This window comes from Streptomyces sp. NPDC021020, from assembly GCF_044333285.1.
Taxonomy (GTDB): domain Bacteria; phylum Actinomycetota; class Actinomycetes; order Streptomycetales; family Streptomycetaceae; genus Actinacidiphila.
This window is the reverse complement of the sequence record NZ_JBIRQQ010000002.1, coordinates 151,420-169,300: the sequence shown is the minus strand read 5'-3', so window position 1 is coordinate 169,300 and position 17,881 is coordinate 151,420. Positions and strand designations below refer to the sequence as shown.

The following is a 17,881-nucleotide window of genomic DNA, read 5'->3' as shown; positions in this document are numbered from 1 at the left end:
GTGGGCGGGTGGCTCACCTGCTGAGGGTCGGGGCGCCGAGGACGAGATCGCCCATCCGGCAGTGGGGGTTGGGCTCGGTGTCGGTGAAGACGATGGTCAGGCGCAGGACGCCGGTGACCTCCAGGTCGATCGAGGCAGGATCGCCGACGTCGACCTGACTGGTGTACAGCTGCTGGTTGTCGACGTAGATCGTGACGACCGCGGCGGTGTCGAAGGAGTCGTCGTCGATGCCGGCGACCATGGTGAGGCGGTTCCAGTCGCGCGCGAGGTTGTAGGAGATCGATCCCTGGCAGCGGGCCTCCGGCCCCTGGTCGACGACGAGCGCGGTGTCGTAGTGCTTGGTGTCGATGGTTCCGCTGCCGGTCCGGAGGGAGCCGTCCGCGTCCTTGGCGACGGGCTGCAGCTCGGTCAGGGACAGGGTGGGGGGCAGCGTCGGCGAGGGCGGCTGCGTGGTGGGCGCGGTGGTGGGAGTCCCCGCGGGGGCCGAGGACGCCGCCGGGTTCGCGGGTCCGCTGGAGCCGGTCCGCGGGATGTCCCCGCCCTTGGCGGATTCGTCGCCGCCGGAACCGCGGTTCGCGACGAGGTAGACGACGAGCGAGACGACGATCAGCGCGGCCAGTACGGAGAAGGCCGGCAGCGCCGGGCGCCGCCCGCGCGGGGCGGGCGGGACCGGGGCGGGTGGGTGCGGGGTGCCCGGCCGGTACGGCTCGGTGGGCTGCGGCAGGGTCCCGGGCGCGGCCGGGTAGGCGGACGGCGGCGGCGCGGAGGGGACCGGCGGGGCGGCGCGGAGCGTGGCCTGCTGCGACGGCCCGGTGCTGACGACGGACTGGCGCAGCGCCGCGACCCACGACGACAGGTCCGCCGGCCGCCGGTCCGGGTCGGCCGCGGCGATGGCGCACAGCCGCTCGCGGGTGTCCGCGGGCAGCGCGGCGAACTGCGGGAGCCCGCCGAGGGCCTGCGCCAGCTGGTCGGGGGCGATCGGCGGGGCCTGGCCGCTGAGCAGGAAGTAGGCGATGCCCCCGAAGGCGTAGCGGTCGGTGGCCGGGGTGCGCTTGCCCTCGAAGACCTCGGGCGCGGCGTATCCGGGGGTGAACCAGACCTGGGCGGTGCTGCCTTCGGCGGTGAGTTTGCTGAGCCCGAAGTCGACGAGGGTGGTCTGGCCGCGGTCGTCGACCATGACGTTGCCGGGCGAGAGGTCGCCGTGCACGACGAGCCGGCGGGACGGGGTGGCGAGCCCGGAGTGCAGGAAGTCCAGCGTCTCGGCCAGTTGCGCCAGGACGGAGGCGACCTCCCGCCAGTCCTGCGCCGACGCGAAGTCGTGCCCGGCGCGCCAGTCGCGCAGGTCGAGCCCGTCGACGTAGTTGAGCACCAGGACCAGCGCGCGGCCGCTCACCGCGGCCACCTCGCCCGAGCGGTGGACGGGCTGCGCCTCGAAATACTCCCGCACGCCGACGACGCCGGGGCGGTGCACGAAGCGCAGCAGCTCCGCCTGCTCCTTCCACCGGCGGCCGATCCGCGTGAACTCCTCCTCCGTGACGGTGGCGGCGGTGTCGAAGATCTTGAGGACGACCGGTTCGGTCTCCCCGGCGAGTTCGAGTTCGGCGAGGTAGAGCAGTGCCTCGCCGCCCCGGCCGATCGAGCGGACGAGCCGGTAGCGGTCCGGTTCCGTCTCCGGACCGATCCGATGAGACGTGTCCGCTTCGGTCACGACGCCCCCACCCCACGCGCTCGAAGAACCCCGGCCCCGGGAATGCCGCTCACCGGCGGTGACGACTGTAGTGCGGCCGAGGGGCCCGCGGTGGGCGTTCTCCGGCCAAGGGGCGCACTTCCACCCGGAGGCCCGAATTCCGCCGGGGCACCCTTGCGCCGCAGGTCAGACGGCCGCGGAGCCCTCGCGCGCGCACCGAAGCCGGGCGGCTCAGGGGCAGGCGGCTCAGGGCCGGGCGACTCAGGGGCAGGCGGCGAGGTGGGCGCGCAGCAGGGGCTCGGTGGGGGCGCCGGAGGCGAGCGCGTCGAGCAGGGCGTCGTGGTGCGCGGCGTGGGCGCGCAGGTCGGGGCGCGGGCCGTCGGCGGGCCACTGGGCGCTGCGGTGCAGGCCGTCGGCGACGTCCAGCAGGTGGGTGTTGCCCATGGGCCGCAGCAGCGCGCGGTGGAAGGCGCGGTCCGCCTCCGCGTATCCGGCGCGGTCCCCGGCTTCGGCGGCCGCCGTCGCGGCGCGGGCGAGCGGCCGCAGCTCGGCCCAGCGCGCGGCGGGCTCGCTGCGGGCCAGCGACTGCACGACGGGTATCTCGACCAGCATCCTGACCTGCGCGATCTCCGCGAGGTCGGCCGGTGTGCGGCGGGTCACCCGGAAGCCGCGGTTGGGCAGCACCTCGACGGCGCCCTCCTGCGCCAGCAGCTGCATGGCCTCCCGGACGGGCGTGGCCGACACCCCGTAGCGCCCGCCGAGCGCGGGTGCGGAGTGCACGGAGCCGGGCGGCAGCTCACCGGTGAGCAGCGCGGCCCGCAGCTCGGCGAGGACCTGCCCGCGGACGGAAGTGCGCTCCGGCATCCGCCGCGGCGCCGGCAGCGGTGTCCGGCCGCGGCCGCCCCGCAGGGACGCCGGACTGTCCATGAGCCGCTCCGCCTCTCCACTCTCGTCGCCGGGCGCCCCGGTCGGGGCGCCGCACGCCCCCTGGGTCACCCCTATGGCGTACTGCGATGAGCATAATCGCCGCACCTACAGGCTAAGGTAAGCCTTACCTCTGCTGATCTTCGGCTCCCCGGAGGGCCCGCTCATGCCCGTGACCAGCACCGCCTACGCCCGGCTCGCCGCGGCCTTCCCCGGCCTGCGGGTGGCCGAGGGCGCGCCGCGCTCCGGCGGCGGCTGGGTCGGTGCCGCGGAGCTGGCGGCGGGCGGTACGACCCTGGACGCCTTCGCCGGGCACGCCGCCGACGAGCTGGCCCGGGAGTACGGCCGCGCGCCGCGCCCGCACGTCGCGGCCGCGCTCGCCCTGCACCGCTACGCGTGGCCCGCGTGCCTGCTCTTCACGGTGCCGTGGTTCCTGCACCGCCGGGTGCCGCGGCTGCCGGTCACGGAGGTGTCCTTCCACCGTGTGTCCGGCGCCATGACCGTACGCACCGGCGCCTTCGCCTGCCTGCCGGACGACCCGGCGGCGGGTCTGCCGGGCGCGTGGACCGTACCGTCCGAGGCGGCACTGCGGGGCGAGCTGCGGGCGGCGGTCGCCGAGCATCTGGCGCCGCTGCTGGACGCGTTCGGGCCGCGGATGCGGCGCGGGCCGCGGGCGCTGTGGGCGATGGCGACCGACGAGATCACCGAAGGCCTGTATTACGTCGCGGGGTTGATGGGCGAGGAGGAGCGCGCCGTCGCGGAGCTGACAAGGCTGCTGCCGGGCGGCACCGCCCCCTACGCCGGCGGCGCCGGCTTCCGCGCCGCCCCGCACGCGGGCAACGGGGGCGCTCCGGCGGGCGGTTGCGAGCGCGACCGGCTCACCTGCTGCCTCTTCTACACCGTCAGCCCCGAGCAGAGTTGCGTTTCGTGCCCGCGCGCGACCACTTCCGACCGGATCGGGCGCCGCGCGACGGCGGCCTGAGCGGCCGCGCTACGATCTCGCTCAACTAAACTGCTCTGGCACGCGGGTTCGAGCAAACGTCCCTCTTCACGGGATTTCGCCGGGACTCTTGTGCCATATCGTCTGCACTCACCCGCGCTCTTCGCAAAGATGTCGGCGTACGCCGTCCCGCGGCCCGAGCGCGACGGGAAGCGACTCTAGGAAACGCATATGAGAGACATATCGCTGGACTGGGTGCTCTCGGGCATCGTCGGCCTGGTCGTGCTCGCGGCATGCGCGGTCGTGTTCCGCACCCGCCGCACGCAGAGCGCGGAGGGGAAGCCCGCGGACTCCTGGGAGCGCAGCGAGGAGCGCCGCCGCCGCAAGGAGGCGATCTACGGCAGCGCGTCGTACGTGCTGCTGTTCTGCTGCGCCGCCGTCGCGGCCGCGCTCTCCTTCCACGGCCTGGTGGGCTTCGGCCGGGAGAACCTGAACCTCACCGGCGGGTGGGAGTACCTGGTGCCGTTCGGCCTGGACGGGGCGGCGATGTTCTGCTCCGTGCTGGCGGTCCGGGAGGCCAGCCACGGTGACGCGGCGCTCGGTTCGCGCATGCTGGTGTGGCTCTTCGCGGGGGCCGCGGCCTGGTTCAACTGGGTGCACGCGCCGCGCGGCATGGGCCACGCGGGCGCGCCGCAGTTCTTCGCCGGCATGTCGCTGTCCGCCGCGGTGCTCTTCGACCGCGCCCTGAAGCAGACCCGCCGGGCGGCGCTGCGCGAGCAGGGCCTGGTGCCGCGCCCGCTGCCGCAGATCCGCATGGTGCGCTGGCTGCGCGCCCCGCGCGAGACCTTCGCCGCGTGGTCGCTGATGCTGCTGGAGGGTGTGCGCTCGCTGGACGAGGCGGTCGAGGAGGTCCGCGAGGACAAGCGGCAGCGGGAGAGCAACCAACTGCGCCGCCGCGACCACGACCGGTTGGAGCGGGCCAAGATCAAGGCGCTCAGCCGGCAGGGCCGTTCCTGGCCGCGCGGCGGTGGCGGCGGCCGTCAGGTGCCGGTGGAGCTGCCCGCGACGAGCCTGGCCGGCTCGGGCTCGGCCGAGGGCGCGTCGGAGCCCGCCATATCCGCTTCCGGCACCCCCTCCGCCGACCTGCCGGTCCGCGCGCTGCCCGCGCTCCAGCCGGTACGCGACGAGGCCGCGGAGACGTCCGGCACCGCGGCGGGCGGCGGGTCCTTCCCGATCGACCTGACGGCCGAGGACGACACCATGACGCTGCCGCGACTGGACTCGCTGGAGCGCAAGCTCGCCGAGATGGAGCGGCAGTTCGGCTGACGGCGGCCGCACCGACGACCGCGCGGGACCGCGTACGGGCACTGGCCGCCCGTACGCGGTCCCGTCGCTTTTCCGCCCGCAACGAACTGTGAGCGCGGCCAGGGCGGTTGGGGCTAGCGTCGGTCGTCTGGCTCGGCAACCGGAGGGCGGCGGCAGTGGATCAGGGTGTGAAGGGCAGAGCGGCGGTCGTCACGGGCGGTTCGCGCGGTATCGGCCGGGCCGTCGTGGAGCGGCTGTGCGCGGACGGGGCCGAGGTCGTCTTCGGCTACCGCAGCGACGGGCGCGCGGCGGCGGACGTCACGGCCGCGGTACGCGCGGCGGGCGGCCGGGCGCACGCCGTCCGCGTCGACCTGGCCGACCCGGAAGGGCCGGAGGAGCTGATGCGCACCGCGGAGGAGCGGCTCGACGGGCTCGACATCCTGGTCAACAACGCGGCGCTCTCGCACAGGCCGACCACGCTCGCGGAGACCGGCACCGACCTCTTCGACGCGGTGCTGGCCGTGAACACCCGCGCGGTCTTCCTGACGCTGCGGTACGCGGCCCGCCGGATGCGCGACGGCGGCCGGATCGTCACCGTGTCGTCGGTCAACACGGCGCGGGCCGCGCGCGGCATCGGCGCGTACGCGGCGAGCAAGGGCGCGATCGAGCAGCTGACCGCGGTGGCCGCGCAGGAGTTGGGGCCGCGCGGCATCACGGCGAACACCGTCTCCCCCGGCGCGACGGACACCGACCTGCTGCGCTCGGTCAACCCGGCGGAGGCACTGGAGGCCGTCGCCGGCATCACCCCGCTCGGCCGGCTCGGCCTGCCGTCCGACATCGCGGCCACCGTCGCCTTCCTCACCGGCCCCGACGGCCGCTGGATCACCGGCCAGAACCTGCGCGCGACGGGCGGCCTGGCCTAGCCGGGCGTACGGCTCAGGCGGCGGCCGCCGCGTCGATCTCGAACCACACGACCTTCCCGGCCCCCCGCGCCTGCACGCCCCAGGTGTCGGCGAGGGCCTCGACGAGGAGCAGGCCGCGGCCCGACGTGGCGTCGTCGGAGGGGCGGCTGCCGCCGGGCGGGCGGCGGCCGAGCGAGTCGTGCACCTCCACCCGCAGCTTGCGCGCCGGGCCCGGCGAGAGCGTGGCCGTCAGGACGGCCCCGCCGCCGGTGTGCTGGAGCGCGTTGGTGACGATCTCGGTGGCGAGCAGTTCCGCGGTGTCGGCGAGCGCCGGTACCCCCCACTGGCGCAGGTGGTCCCGCAGGCGTCTGCGGGACTCCGCGACGGCTCGCAGGTCCGCGCGCCGGACCGCGTATCTCAGACGGTTCCCCGTGCTGTCCGTGAGCCTCCCCCGTTCTGGTCCGGACCGATTCCCCCCTGACAGAGGCATGCCCCGCGTGCACCCTGTCCAGTCCTGTGACGAGCGCGACGGCACGGCACCCGGGACGGGAGCGGGGCGTGAGCGGCGCGGCGAGGCCTTCCGGGGCGGCGGGGTGCCAACGGGGTTTGCGCCAGCAGACGTTGATAGGTCGGATGTATGACGTGTCGATGTCTTGACACGACCCCGGCCTCCCGCCACTGTGTGGCCCATTCACCCCTCGCCATCCATGGGTGAATGCGCCTGTACCACAGGTCTTCTCTCCTCAGGAGGAACCACTCGTGAACCGAAAGCCCCACACTTTCGGCCGACGCCGAATGATCCGACCACCAGCCCTCGCTGCTGCGGCCCTGCTCGCGGGCGCTGTGCTGGTCCCCGCCGTCTCCCCCACGGCCGCTTCGGCGGCGACGGCGACCACCGCCTGGCAGAACGGCAGCTACCACGTGGACACGCCCAACGTGGTGCGCCGTTCCGACATCGTGCTGGGCTCGCCCAACTCCCAGGCCGCGCAGTCGCTGCCGCTCGGCAACGGCTCGCTCGGCGTGGCCGCGTGGGCGGCCGGCGGCTTCACCGCGCAGCTCAACCGGGCCGACACGCTGCCGGGCCGCAAGTCGCCGGGCCAGGTGCAGATTCCGGGCCTGTCCAAGCTCACCGGCGCCTCGGACTTCAAGGGCACCCTGGACCTCTACACCGGTGTGCTCACCGAGTCCGGCGGCGGCATGACGCTCAAGGCGTGGGTGTCGGCCACCAAGGACGAGCTGGTCGTGGACGTGACCGGCGCCGACCCGAACGCCGCGCAGTCCGCGACCGTCAGCCTGTGGTCGGGCCGCAACCCGCAGGCCGCCGCGTCCGGTGCGATCGGCACGCTCGCCGAGACGTGGGTGGACAACCAGGAGGCCGGCGCCTCGGGACGGACGTTCGGCTCGCTCGCCGCACTGTCGGCCGGCGGCCGCAACGTGTCCGCGCAGGTCGTCAACAGCACCCAGGTGAAGGTCAACTTCACGCCCAACACCGACGGTTCGTACCGCGTGATCGTCGGCTCACCGACCTGGACGGGCGGCAACGCCGGCAGCACCGCGTCGAGCCTGCTGGGCTCGGACGCGAGCGCCGCCGAGTCGTCGCTGCTGGGCTCGCAGCAGTCGTGGTGGGCCAACTACTGGGCGAACACCGGCATCCTGGAGGCCAACTCGGCCGACGGCCAGGCCCAGTACATGGAGTCGCTGCGCACGATCTACCTCTTCATGGAGGCCGCCTCGATGCGCGGGACGATCCCGGGCAGCCAGGCGGGCGTGGCCGACATGTTCAACTTCGGCCAGGACCACCAGAACTGGACGCCCTCGGCGACCTGGCTGTGGAATCTGCGCACCCAGATCTCGGCGAACATGTCGTCGGGCAACTTCGCCCTCAACATCCCGATCTTCAACCTCTACCAGAACAGCCTGGCCGGCATCGAGGCGTGGACCAAGCAGCAGATGGGCGGCCTCCCCGGCGCCTGCGTGCCCGAGGTCATGCGCTTCAACGGCAACGGCGGCGACCCGGGCGCCGGCGCCAACGCGGCGTGCAGCCAGCCCGGCAGCCCCAACTGGAACGCCCTGAACGTCACATCGGGCGCGGAGATCAGCCTGTACGTGTGGCAGCAGTACCAGGACACCGGCGACCTGAACTTCCTGCGCACCTACTACCCGCTGATGAAGGACTCGGCGGTCTTCCTGCTCGCCTACCAGAAGGTCGGCTCCGACGGGAAGCTGCACGCGGTCGCCAACGCGCACGAGACCCAGTGGGCGGTGCAGGACCCGACCACCGACCTCGCGGCGGACGCGGCCCTCTTCCCGGCGGTGATCAAGGCGGCGCAGCTGCTGAACACCGGTGACACCGCCCTGATCAACCAGCTCACCACCGCCCAGGGCCAGATACCGGACTGGGCGCGTACGGACTACGGCCGCACACAGGTGCTGCCGCCGTCCGCGGACGCGCAGGGCAACGACATGATCGCGGACTCCTACCAGCCGACCGCGACCATCAGGAACAGCGAGAACATCGGCCTGGAGCCGGTGTGGCCGTACAACCTGATCACCGACGCGCCGGGCGCGCTGCACGACCTGGGCGTGCGCACGTACAACCACCGGCCGGTGACGGGCGGCAACGACTGGAGCATGGACGCGATCGACGCGGCCCGGCTGGGGCTGGCGAGCGAGGTCGCGGCCAAGCTGGTGTCCATCACGCAGGGCCACCAGGTCTACATCAACGGCCTGGCCGACCTCGGCAACACCGTGGGCACGGAAGGCTACATCGAGCAGATCTCGGGGGTCGCCACCGCGCTGAACGAGGCGCTGGTGCAGGACTACGACGGGCTGCTGCGCATCGCACCCGCGTGGCCGTCCGGCTGGGACGTCAGCGGCACGGTGTCGGTGCAGGGCAACACCAAGGTCGATGTGCAGGTGCAGGGCGGCACCCCGGTCACGGTCGCCATCCAGGCCGGGTCGTCGCAGACCATGCGCGTGCGCAGCCCCTGGCCGGGCCAGGCGGTCCAGGTCGTGAACGGGTCGTCGGGCGCGGTCGTGGTGTCGTCCACCACCGCGGGCACCATCAACGTACCCGTCTCGTCCGGACAGTCCTACCTGGTCGAGCGCACCGGCACCCCGACAAGCTCGCTGCCGTACGCGCAGGTCGGCGGATCGCCCGCGACCGCCGCCAAGCACCTGGGCAACGTGCAGATCGGCCTCGACGGCGGGGGCGGCACCAGCCCCGGCAACGGCAGCGTCATCAGCCTGCGGGCGCACGCCAACGGCGACTACGTCACGGCCGAGGACGCCGGGGCGTCGCCGCTGATCGCCAACCGCACGGCGATCGGGCAGTGGGAGCAGTTCGACGAGATCGACGCGGGCGGCGGCTACATCGCGCTGCGCGCGCACGCCAACAACAAGTACGTCACCGCCGACAACGCGGGCGCGGCGCCGCTGCTGGCGAAGGTCGACGCGGTCGGCACCTGGGAGCAGTTCCAGCTGATCCACAACGGTGACGGCAGCGTCAGCCTCAAGGCACGCGTCAACGGCGACTACGTGACGGCGGAGAACGCGGGCGCGGCGGCGCTCATCGCCAACCGCACCGCGATCGGCCCCTGGGAGGAGTTCGACCTGATCACCAACTGAGCGGTCCCGTACCGCAGGCAGCGTGCCGCGCCCGGCAACAGCTCTACGGGCGCGGCACGTTGCGCAGGTTCGAGCGGGCCATCTGCACCATCTTGCCGACCCCGCCGTCCAGCACCACCTTGCCTACCGACAGCGCGAAGCCGCCGACCTGCTCGCCGGTGATCTTCGGCGGGAGGGACAGCGCGTGCGGGTCGGTCACCACGTCCACCAGCGCCGGGCCCTTGTGCCGGAAGGCGTCCCGCAACGCCGAGCGCAGCTCCTTGGGCTTCTCCACCCGCACCCCGTACGCGCCCGCCGCCCGCGCCACCGCCGCGAAGTCCGGGTTGTGGTTGGTCGTCCCGTACGCGGGCAGGCCCTCGACCATCATCTCCAGCTCGACCATGCCGAGCGAGGAGTTGTCGAACAGCACGACCTTCACCGGCAGGTCGTACTGCACCAGGGTGAGGAAGTCGCCCATCAGCATGCTGAAGCCGCCGTCGCCGGACATCGACACGACCTGGCGCCCGCGGTCCAGGAACTGCGCGCCGATCGCCTGCGGCAGCGCGTTGGCCATCGAGCCGTGCGTGAACGAACCGATCACCCGGCGGCGGCCGTTGGGCGTCAGGTAGCGGGCCGCCCACACGTTGCACATCCCGGTGTCGACGGTGAAGACCGCGTCGTCGTCGGCCTCCTCGTCCAGCACCGAGGCCACGTATTCGGGGTGGATCGGCCGGTGCTTGTCGACCTTGCGGGTGTAGGCCTTGACGACGCCCTCCAGCGCGTCGCTGTGCTTCTTCAGCATCCGGTCCAGGAAGCGCCGGTCGGTCTTCTCCCGCACCTTCGGCGTCAGGCAGCGCAGCGTCTCGCCGACGTCCCCCCACACCGCGAGGTCCAGCTTCGAGCGGCGGCCGAGGTGTTCGGGCCGCATGTCGACCTGGACGATCGCCACGTCGTCGGGCAGGAAGGCGTTGTACGGGAAGTCCGTGCCGAGCAGGATCAGCAGGTCGCACTCGTGCATCGCCTCGTACGCCGCCCCGTAGCCGAGCAGCCCGCTCATGCCGACGTCGTAGGGGTTGTCGAACTGGATCCACTCCTTGCCGCGCAGCGCGTGCCCCACCGGTGACTTGACGCGCTCGGCGAAGGCCATCACCTCGTCGTGCGCGCCCGCCGTGCCGCTGCCGCAGAAGAGCGTGACCCGCCGGGCGCCGTCCACCATGCGGGCCAGCGCGTCCAGTTCGGCGTCACCGGGCCGAACGGTGGGGCGGCGGGTGACGAGCGCGTGCTCGATGCTGCGCTGCGGCGCGGGGTGGGCGGCGATGTCACCGGGCAGGCTGATGACCGACACCCCGCCGCGGCCCACCGCGTGCTGGATCGCGGTCTGGAGCACCCGCGGCATCTGGGCGGCGCTGGAGATCAGCTCGCTGTAGTGGCTGCACTCGGTGAACAGCCGGTCCGGGTGCGTCTCCTGGAAGTAGCTCGTGCCGATCTCGCTGCTGGGGATGTGGGAGGCGAGCGCGAGCACCGGGGCCATCGAGCGGTGCGCGTCGAAGAGCCCGTTGATGAGGTGCAGGTTGCCCGGCCCGCAGGACCCGGCGCACGCCGCGAGCCGCCCGGTGAGCTGCGCCTCCGCGCCCGCCGCGAACGCGGCGGTCTCCTCGTGCCGGACGTGCACCCATTCGAGCGAGCGCGTGCGCCGCACGGCGTCGACGACGGGGTTGAGGCTGTCGCCCACGACCCCGTAGAGCCGCTGCACACCCGCGCGTACGAGGATGTCGATGAACTGCTCGGCCACGGTCTGCTTCGCCATACGTCCATCTCCGCACGAGCACGGCAGTGCCGCATCCGCGGAGGCCGCGGGGCGGGGCGGCTCCGGGAGAGCGCTCACCCGGCGGGGGCCGGGGTCACGGGCCCCGAGGTAGGGGAGAGCGCTCACCCGACCCGGGCCGTCCGGGGGCGGACGGCCCGGGCCGGGCGCCGGACGTCAGGCGTCCCAGACGGTCGCCGCCGTGCGGTCGTCGGCGTAGCCCTTGACCCGGGTCTGGACGTCGGCGAGGTAGCCCGCGAGGCCGGGCGCGCGGCCGCCGCCCCAGCGCTCGGCGAGCAGCGTCGCCAACTCCGGTTCGCCCCGCAGGGGTTCGGCCAGCCCGGCGCTGCACATGAGCAGGGCGTCACCCGGCTGCGCGGACGTCGCCCGGAAGCGGAAGGGCGATCCGGAGTCCTCCGGGGCGACGTCCAGGTCCTGCCACGCGCCGTCCCGCACCCGGAAGAGCCCGCCGTCGCCGACGCCGAAGAAGAGCCGGATCGGGCACCGCGGATCGACCGGCAGCAGCAGGCAGCGCAGGGCCGCCGTATAGGCGCCGTCCTCCAGGCCCAGGTCCTCGCCGCGGGCCCGCAGCCGCCCGTAGCAGCGGTCGGTGAGCCGGTGCAGGCCCGACTTGAGCGCGCCGCGCCGGCCCGCCCGCAGATCACCGGCCAGCCGCTCCCTGCTACGGCCGACCGCCCCGGCGATCCACCGCACGGCGTCCTGCGCGGCGCGGTGCGCGTCGTCCGCGGCCCGCGCGCCGCTGGCCATCGCGACCAGCAGCAGGGCGTCGTCGCCGGTGCCGAAGCGGGCGGTGAGCAACGCGTCGCGGCGCGGCTGGCCGCGGTAGCGGGCGGAATCCCCGCGCAGGCTGACCGTACGCAGCGTCATGCCCGCGTACTGCGCACCGTCCAGTACGGTGTCGGGCACCAGGCCGTCCAGCCCCTCGGGGTCGGCCTCGGGCCAGGCGGTCGGCTCGGCCGCGTACGTCGGCGGGCCGCCGCCCACCACGGCCGCGGCCGGTTCCTCCTCCGCCGCTGCCACCCACCCGGGCGGCAACTCGGGTGCCCATCGCACGCCCCCCTCCGCGTACGCCGTCTCCCCCCACGCCGCGGCTTCGGCGGGCGGCGGCAGCTCGGCCCGCGCGGCGGGCGGCTCGATCGCGGCTGGCCCCGACGGCGGGGCGGGCGCGGCACCGGGGCTCACGCCACCGGCCGCGGCGGGGCGCAGGGCGGGCGCGCCGGTGGGGTCGGCGCCGGTCTCCGGCTCGCCCACGGCGGGGGGCACCGCCCGCGCGGGAGGCGCGAACGCGTCGGCCAGCGACCGGTAGGGCTCACCCGCGCCGGGCACCCCCGACCCTCGCGCCGGCACCGGACGCGCAGGACCGGACCGCGGATCCGCCACCGCCCGCCCGGGAGGCCCGACCGGCTCGGCCGACGGAGCGTACGGCTGCGGCACCTCGTGGCCGGGCGCCTCGCCCTGCGGTCGCTGGGGCTCATGGCCCGCAACGCCGGGCTCGGGCGGGGGCGGCGCGATCGGCGCGGGGGCGGCGTCGGGGGCGGGCGCGGGTGCCACGGGCGATGCCAACACGGGGGCAGGAGGCGACGCGGGGGGCTTGGACGCGGAGCCCTGCTCAGGAGGCGAGACGGGTGCCACGGATGGCGCCGGGGCGGGGGCGGGAGACGAGGCTGGCGCCAGGGGCGACGCGGACGCGGAACCTGGGCCAGGAGGCGAGACGGGTGCCATAGGCGGCGCCGGGGCGGGGGCAGGAGCTGACGCGGGCGCCACGGACGGCGCGGACGCGGAACCCGGCCCAGGAGGCGAGACGGGTGCCACGGATAGAGCCGGGGCGGGGGCGGGAGACGAGGCTGGCGCCAGGGGCGACGCCGGCGCGGGGGCAGGAGGTGACGCGGGGGCCACGGAGCCCGGCTCAGGAGGCGGGGCGGGTGCCACGGACGGTCCCGGCAGGACAGGCGGTGCGGGTTGCGCGGCGGGGGCCACCGTCCCGGCGTCGCTCGCGGACTGCGTCGGCTGCGGCGCAGGGGCCACCGCCCCACCCTCACCCGCAGGCTCCGCGGACCGCGGCCCAGGCGCCACCGGCTGCGGCGCAGCGGCCGCCGGCCCGCCACCCTCACCCGCAGACTGCGCGGGCTGCGGCGCGGACGGCGCCTGCTCGGGCGACGGTACGTCAACGGCGGGCGGGGTGCGGTAGGGGTTCTCCTCGGGAGTGACGACGGGAGGGCGCGGCGGGGCGTACGGGCCGCGTTCGGCGGGGGCCGGGGACGACCAGGGCTCCGCCGGGCTGAACGTGGCGTCAGGTCCCGGCGCGGGCGGGCGCTCCTGCTGCGCGGGGAAGCGCGGGACGGGCCATCCCGCGGGTGGTGCCGACGCCCACGGTTCCGCCGGGGCGGGCGGCGCGGCGCCCCACTCGGGGGCCGGGGCCTCGTCCGGCGCCTCCCCGCGCGATTCGGGCACCGGCTCGGGTCGCGGCTGCACCGGACGGCCCTCCGCGCTTCCGGGTCGCGGCGACCACACGGGCCAGCGGCGCTGCATGTCGGGCCCGGCTCCGGGCTCGGGCGGCCCGGCCTGCGCGCCCGGCTCCTCGCCGCGGTTCTCGCCCGGCGTGGGGAACATGGGGCGGGCCGCCCACGCGTCCCACGGCGGCACCTCGGCCCCAGGCACTTCCGGCACCTCCTCCGGCGCGCGGCCACCCGCACCGGAGGCGCCGTACGAAGCAGGGCCCGGCTCACTCGCGGACCCCGGCGCACCGCCCCGCGCGTACCCGGCGGACGGCGGCGCGCCCTCACCCGCCGCGGAGGCCGCCACCCCCGCCGTCCCGGGCCCACCTGACGCCGGAACCTCCGGCGTAACGAACGCCTGCCCACCCGGCGCGGAAGCCCCGGACGCACCCGGCGGGACGGACCCACCTGGTGCGGAGGATCCCGCCGCTTCGGGCCTCCCGGGCCCACCCGGCGCACCGCCCCGCGCGTACCCGGCGGACGGCGGCGCGCCCTCACCCGCCGCGGAGGCCGCTGCCCCCGCCGTCCCGGGCCCACCCGACGCCGGAGCCCCTGGCGGAACGGACACTGGCCCACCCGGCGCAGTCGTCCCCGCCACCCCGGGCCCACCCGGCGCGGGAGCCCCCGGCGGAACGGACACCTGTCCACCCGCCGTAGAAGCCCCCGGCGGAACCGCCCGCCCCTCACCCGTCACCTGCGCGGCGCCCGGCGCCGGAGCCACCGGCGAGTCCACCCGCTCCCCGCCCGGCGCCGGAGCCACCGGCACCGCACGCCCCGGCAACCGCACGACCGGCACCCGCGGCGTACCTCCCGCGGGAGCACCGCCGCCCGGCTCCACCGGCCCCGGCTCCTCCGCCCCGCCGGGCCCACCCGGCGGAACCGGCGCACCCGGCTCCGGGGACGGGGCGCGGGTCGGGCGGGGCCAGGAGGGCGGGGGCGGCGGGGGGACGGGGCGGCGCAGCCGGAGCGTTTCGGCAGGGGGCGACGCGGGCGGCGGCGGGGACATCGCGCTGAGCGCCGTGTCGAAGTGCTCGTCGACCGAGTCCGGCGCCGGACCCCCCGCGCCGCCCGCGCCGCCGGCCTCCTCGTCGTACAACTGCCGCCACCAGTCGTCTTCTTGACGCTTCGGTGAGTCCCCCTGCTGCCTCATGCCCTTATTGTCCACCGCCCGGCCCGCCGGGAAACGTGGAATCGCCGCACCGCGCGCCGCCCCTTACCGCCCGCTCCCCCACCGCACCGGCCCCACCAGCACCATCGCCCACGGACCGCGGACCGCGGCCCGCACCCGTACGGAGGTGCCAACCGCCACCCGCGGCGGCGGGAAGCGCGCGGATCCGGCAGGGTGGGGCCATGGGGACCGCACAGACGGGGCTGATCGGCGTCGTGATGCTGCTCGGCCTGGTGTGCGTGCCGGTGCCCGGCGTTCCGGGCACGCTGCTGTGCTGGGCGGCGGTGCTGTGGTGGGCGACGTCCGAGCACACGAGCCTGACGTGGGGCGTACTCGCCGGGGCCACGGGGGTGCTGGCGGTCGCCCAGATGGTGCTGTGGCTGCTGCCGAACCGCCGCATCCGCGCGTCCGGCCTCGCCTGGCGGACGGTGATCGACGCGGGGGCGGTCGCGATCGCCGGCTTCTTCCTCGTTCCGGTGCTCGGCGCCGTCCTGGGCTTCGTGGGCTACCTGTACGTGTCCCAGCGCGTCCGGCTGGGCGGCGGCCACCGTGCCGCGTGGGGCGCGACGCGTACGGCGATGCGCGCGGTGGGCACGTCCGTGCTGGTCGAGCTGCTGGCGTGCCTGCTGGTCGCGGGTACGTGGCTGGGCGCGGTGATCGCCTCCTGACCCGGGCCCGGGTCGGGAAGCGGGCGGCGCCGCGCCGCAACGGCCCAGCGGCGGCTCAGCCGTGCGAGAGGACGTTGACCACTTTCCCGCTGGGGTCGCGGACGAAGAAGCGCCGTACGCCCCACTCCTCGTCCTGCAGCGGGTGCACGATCTCCGCACCGCTGCGCAGCACGCGGGCGTAGACCTCGTCCACGTCGTCCACCTCGACGCTGATGTCCGGGTTCACCGGCGCGGTCGCGTCGGCGGACATCACGCTGAGCTGCGCGGCCGGCTCGGCGGAGGAGGCGAACGTCATGATCCAGCCGTGGTCCATGACCGGCTCCAGGCCGATCAGCCCGTAGAACTCCCGGCTCTGTTCGGCGGCCAGGGAGTGGACGACGGTCACCACACGGCGTACGGCCACGGTTTGCTCCCCTCGACGGGCGGTCAGGGCGAGGCCCGGCAGGCCCGGACCCCCGCCCATTCCACCACGCCCACCCCCACCCCGCCCCGCCCGCCTCTGCCCGGACATCTCCTCTCCCTCCCCCGCAGATCCGGCGGCATACTCCGTCCGACCGAGGCGACACGCCCTACGTCGCGGGCCCGATGCGGGTCCGCCCCGGGCGGTGGCAGGGTGATCGGCATGACGAAGCCGAACACGCGAACAGAACTGGTCGACGCCGAACTGGCCTACCTGCGCGGCCAGCACCTCGGACGACTCGCGACGGTGGACGCGAAGGGCCGCCCGCAGAACAACCCGGTGGGCTACTTCCTCCGTCCGGACGGCACGGTCGACATCGGCGGCTGGTCGATGGGCACCACGAAGAAGTGGCGGAACATCGCCGCGAACGAGAACGTCTCGCTCGTCGTCGACGACATCGCGAGCGTGACGCCCTGGCGGGTGCGCGGCGTGGAGATCCGCGGCACGGCCGAGCAGGTCGTGGGCCCGCACGACCTGGGGGCGCAGATGAGCCCCGAGCTGATCCGGATCACCCCGTACGCGATCATCAGCTGGGGCCTGGAGGACTGAGGGCCCCACCCCCGGACCCGCCGCCGACCCGCCCCCGCCTCGCCGCCGGTCCCAGGCCCGGCCCTCCCCGGCCCTTCTCCCAGCCCGCCCCGCCCCGCCGCCCCCACGATTCCGGCGCCGCTCCCTCCGGCTCCGCGCCGGAAGCCCTTCCCCTTCCCCCCGCCTCTGCCAGGACAAAGCTCACGCTATGAAATAAGAGAGCGCTCTCACGCACGCCCGGTGACCCGTTACGCTGTCGGTGTCCGTACCGATCCCGGGATTTTCTGTTATCCGCGTGCGAAGGAGCCCTCCTCGTGTCCGACCCGACGTTCGCGGCCCGCCCGACTCTTGAGGAAGTCGCGGCCCGGGCCGGGGTCTCGCGGGCGACGGTCTCGCGGGTGGTCAACGGCAGCGAGGGCGTGCGGGCGCCGCTGGCCGAGCGGGTGCGCGCGGCCGTCGACGAGCTGGGGTACGTGCCCAACCAGGCCGCCCGCACGCTGGTGACCCGGCGCAACGGCGCGGTCGCCGTCGTCGTGGCCGAGCCGGAGACGCGCTTCTTCGCCGACCCCTTCTTCGCCCAGCAGGTGCGCGGCATCAGCAAGGAACTGACCGTCCACGACAACCAGTTGGTGCTGCTGCTCACCGAAGGCACCGCCGACTACGAGCGGGTGGGCCGCTACCTGGCCGGCGGCCACGTGGACGGCGCGCTCATCTTCTCGCTGCACGACGACAACTCGCTGCCGGAGATGGCGCGCCGGGCGGGCGTGGCGACCGTGATAGGCGGCCGGCCCGGCTGGCCGGACGCCGTGTCCGGGCCGACGACGCTGTACGTCGACTGCGACAACCGCGGCGGCGCGCGCGACGCTGTCCGCCATCTGCTGGGCCTGGGCCGCCGCCGTATCGCGCACATCGCCGGTCCGCTGGACCAGACCGCCTCCATCGACCGCCTCGACGGCTTCCGCGACGTGCTGCCCACCACCGAACCCGCGCTGATCGCCGAGGGCGACTTCACGCCCGAGGGCGGCGCCCTCGCGATGGAGCAGCTGCTGCGGACCGCTCCCGACCTGGACGCCGTCTTCGCCGCCTCCGACGTCATGGCGTCCGGCGCGCTGCGGGTGCTGCGGCGGCGCGGGCTGCGGGTGCCGGAGGACGTGGCGGTCGTCGGCTTCGACGACATCGTCTCGGTGGCGGAGTGGACCGATCCGCCGCTCACCACCATCCGGCAGGACATCGAGGAGATGGGCCGGATGATGGCGCGGCTGCTGCTGCGCGCCCTGGAGTCGCCGTCCGGCGACGGGGTCGCCCCGGTCGCGCTCGCGCCGATCGTCACCCCCACCCAGCTGGTGGTGCGCGCTTCCGCCTGACGGGTCGCC

The 17,881-nt window shown here is 75.0% G+C and carries 13 protein-coding genes; 7 read left to right on the top strand and 6 right to left on the bottom strand.

The window, feature by feature from the left end; translation table 11 throughout:
• Window positions 1-13: 13 nt before the first annotated feature.
• Complete coding sequence (locus ACH4SL_RS05140; protein WP_398442037.1) at window positions 14-1,708, bottom strand: protein kinase; 1,695 nt, start codon at window positions 1,706-1,708, stop codon at window positions 14-16.
• 240 nt (window positions 1,709-1,948) lie between these two features.
• Complete coding sequence (locus ACH4SL_RS05135; RefSeq protein ID WP_398442036.1) at window positions 1,949-2,614, bottom strand: GntR family transcriptional regulator; 666 nt, start codon at window positions 2,612-2,614, stop codon at window positions 1,949-1,951.
• Window positions 2,615-2,777: 163 nt separating this feature from the next.
• Here ACH4SL_RS05135 and ACH4SL_RS05130 point away from each other — a divergent pair, with 163 nt between their 5' ends.
• From ACH4SL_RS05130 to ACH4SL_RS05120, 3 genes are all read left to right on the top strand, one after another.
• Window positions 2,778-3,593: an iron-sulfur protein gene (locus tag ACH4SL_RS05130; protein WP_398442035.1), complete on the top strand. Its 816-nt coding sequence runs from the start codon at window positions 2,778-2,780 to the stop codon at window positions 3,591-3,593.
• A 189-nt stretch (window positions 3,594-3,782) separates the two neighbouring features.
• Window positions 3,783-4,877 carry a DUF2637 domain-containing protein gene (locus ACH4SL_RS05125; RefSeq protein WP_398442034.1) on the top strand — a complete coding sequence of 365 codons (1,095 nt, stop codon included), beginning with the start codon at window positions 3,783-3,785 and terminating at the stop codon, window positions 4,875-4,877.
• Between the two features lie 167 nt (window positions 4,878-5,044).
• Window positions 5,045-5,779 carry an SDR family oxidoreductase gene (locus tag ACH4SL_RS05120; protein WP_398442033.1) on the top strand — a complete coding sequence of 245 codons (735 nt, stop codon included), beginning with the start codon at window positions 5,045-5,047 and terminating at the stop codon, window positions 5,777-5,779.
• Window positions 5,780-5,792: 13 nt separating this feature from the next.
• Here ACH4SL_RS05120 and ACH4SL_RS05115 read toward each other — a convergent pair whose 3' ends face one another.
• On the bottom strand, window positions 5,793-6,248 hold the full coding sequence (locus ACH4SL_RS05115) for an ATP-binding protein (RefSeq protein WP_398442032.1): 456 nt from the start codon (window positions 6,246-6,248) through the stop codon (window positions 5,793-5,795).
• A 305-nt stretch (window positions 6,249-6,553) separates the two neighbouring features.
• Here ACH4SL_RS05115 and ACH4SL_RS05110 point away from each other — a divergent pair, with 305 nt between their 5' ends.
• Entirely contained in the window at window positions 6,554-9,385 is a 2,832-nt protein-coding gene (locus tag ACH4SL_RS05110; protein WP_398442031.1) for a fascin domain-containing protein, read from the top strand.
• A 43-nt stretch (window positions 9,386-9,428) separates the two neighbouring features.
• On the opposite strand, the gene ACH4SL_RS05105 is transcribed toward ACH4SL_RS05110, so the two are convergent.
• On the bottom strand, window positions 9,429-11,171 hold the full coding sequence (locus ACH4SL_RS05105; RefSeq protein ID WP_398442030.1) for a pyruvate dehydrogenase: 1,743 nt from the start codon (window positions 11,169-11,171) through the stop codon (window positions 9,429-9,431).
• 174 nt (window positions 11,172-11,345) lie between these two features.
• A complete protein-coding gene (locus tag ACH4SL_RS05100; protein WP_398442029.1) occupies window positions 11,346-12,515 on the bottom strand; it encodes a protein phosphatase 2C domain-containing protein in 1,170 nt (389 codons plus the stop codon).
• A 2,519-nt stretch (window positions 12,516-15,034) separates the two neighbouring features.
• Between ACH4SL_RS05100 and ACH4SL_RS05095 the strand changes: the two genes are divergently transcribed.
• The gene (locus ACH4SL_RS05095) at window positions 15,035-15,520 is read left to right on the top strand and encodes a DUF456 domain-containing protein (protein ID WP_398442028.1); all 486 of its coding nucleotides are present in this window, start codon (window positions 15,035-15,037) and stop codon (window positions 15,518-15,520) included.
• Between the two features lie 55 nt (window positions 15,521-15,575).
• Here ACH4SL_RS05095 and ACH4SL_RS05090 read toward each other — a convergent pair whose 3' ends face one another.
• On the bottom strand, window positions 15,576-15,923 hold the full coding sequence (locus ACH4SL_RS05090) for a VOC family protein (protein ID WP_398442027.1): 348 nt from the start codon (window positions 15,921-15,923) through the stop codon (window positions 15,576-15,578).
• A 219-nt stretch (window positions 15,924-16,142) separates the two neighbouring features.
• Here ACH4SL_RS05090 and ACH4SL_RS05085 point away from each other — a divergent pair, with 219 nt between their 5' ends.
• Window positions 16,143-16,529 (top strand): PPOX class F420-dependent oxidoreductase, encoded by a 387-nt coding sequence (locus ACH4SL_RS05085; RefSeq protein WP_398442026.1) that lies wholly within the window; start codon window positions 16,143-16,145, stop codon window positions 16,527-16,529.
• 293 nt (window positions 16,530-16,822) lie between these two features.
• Window positions 16,823-17,872 (top strand): LacI family DNA-binding transcriptional regulator, encoded by a 1,050-nt coding sequence (locus tag ACH4SL_RS05080; protein ID WP_398442025.1) that lies wholly within the window; start codon window positions 16,823-16,825, stop codon window positions 17,870-17,872.
• Window positions 17,873-17,881 lie beyond the last annotated feature (9 nt).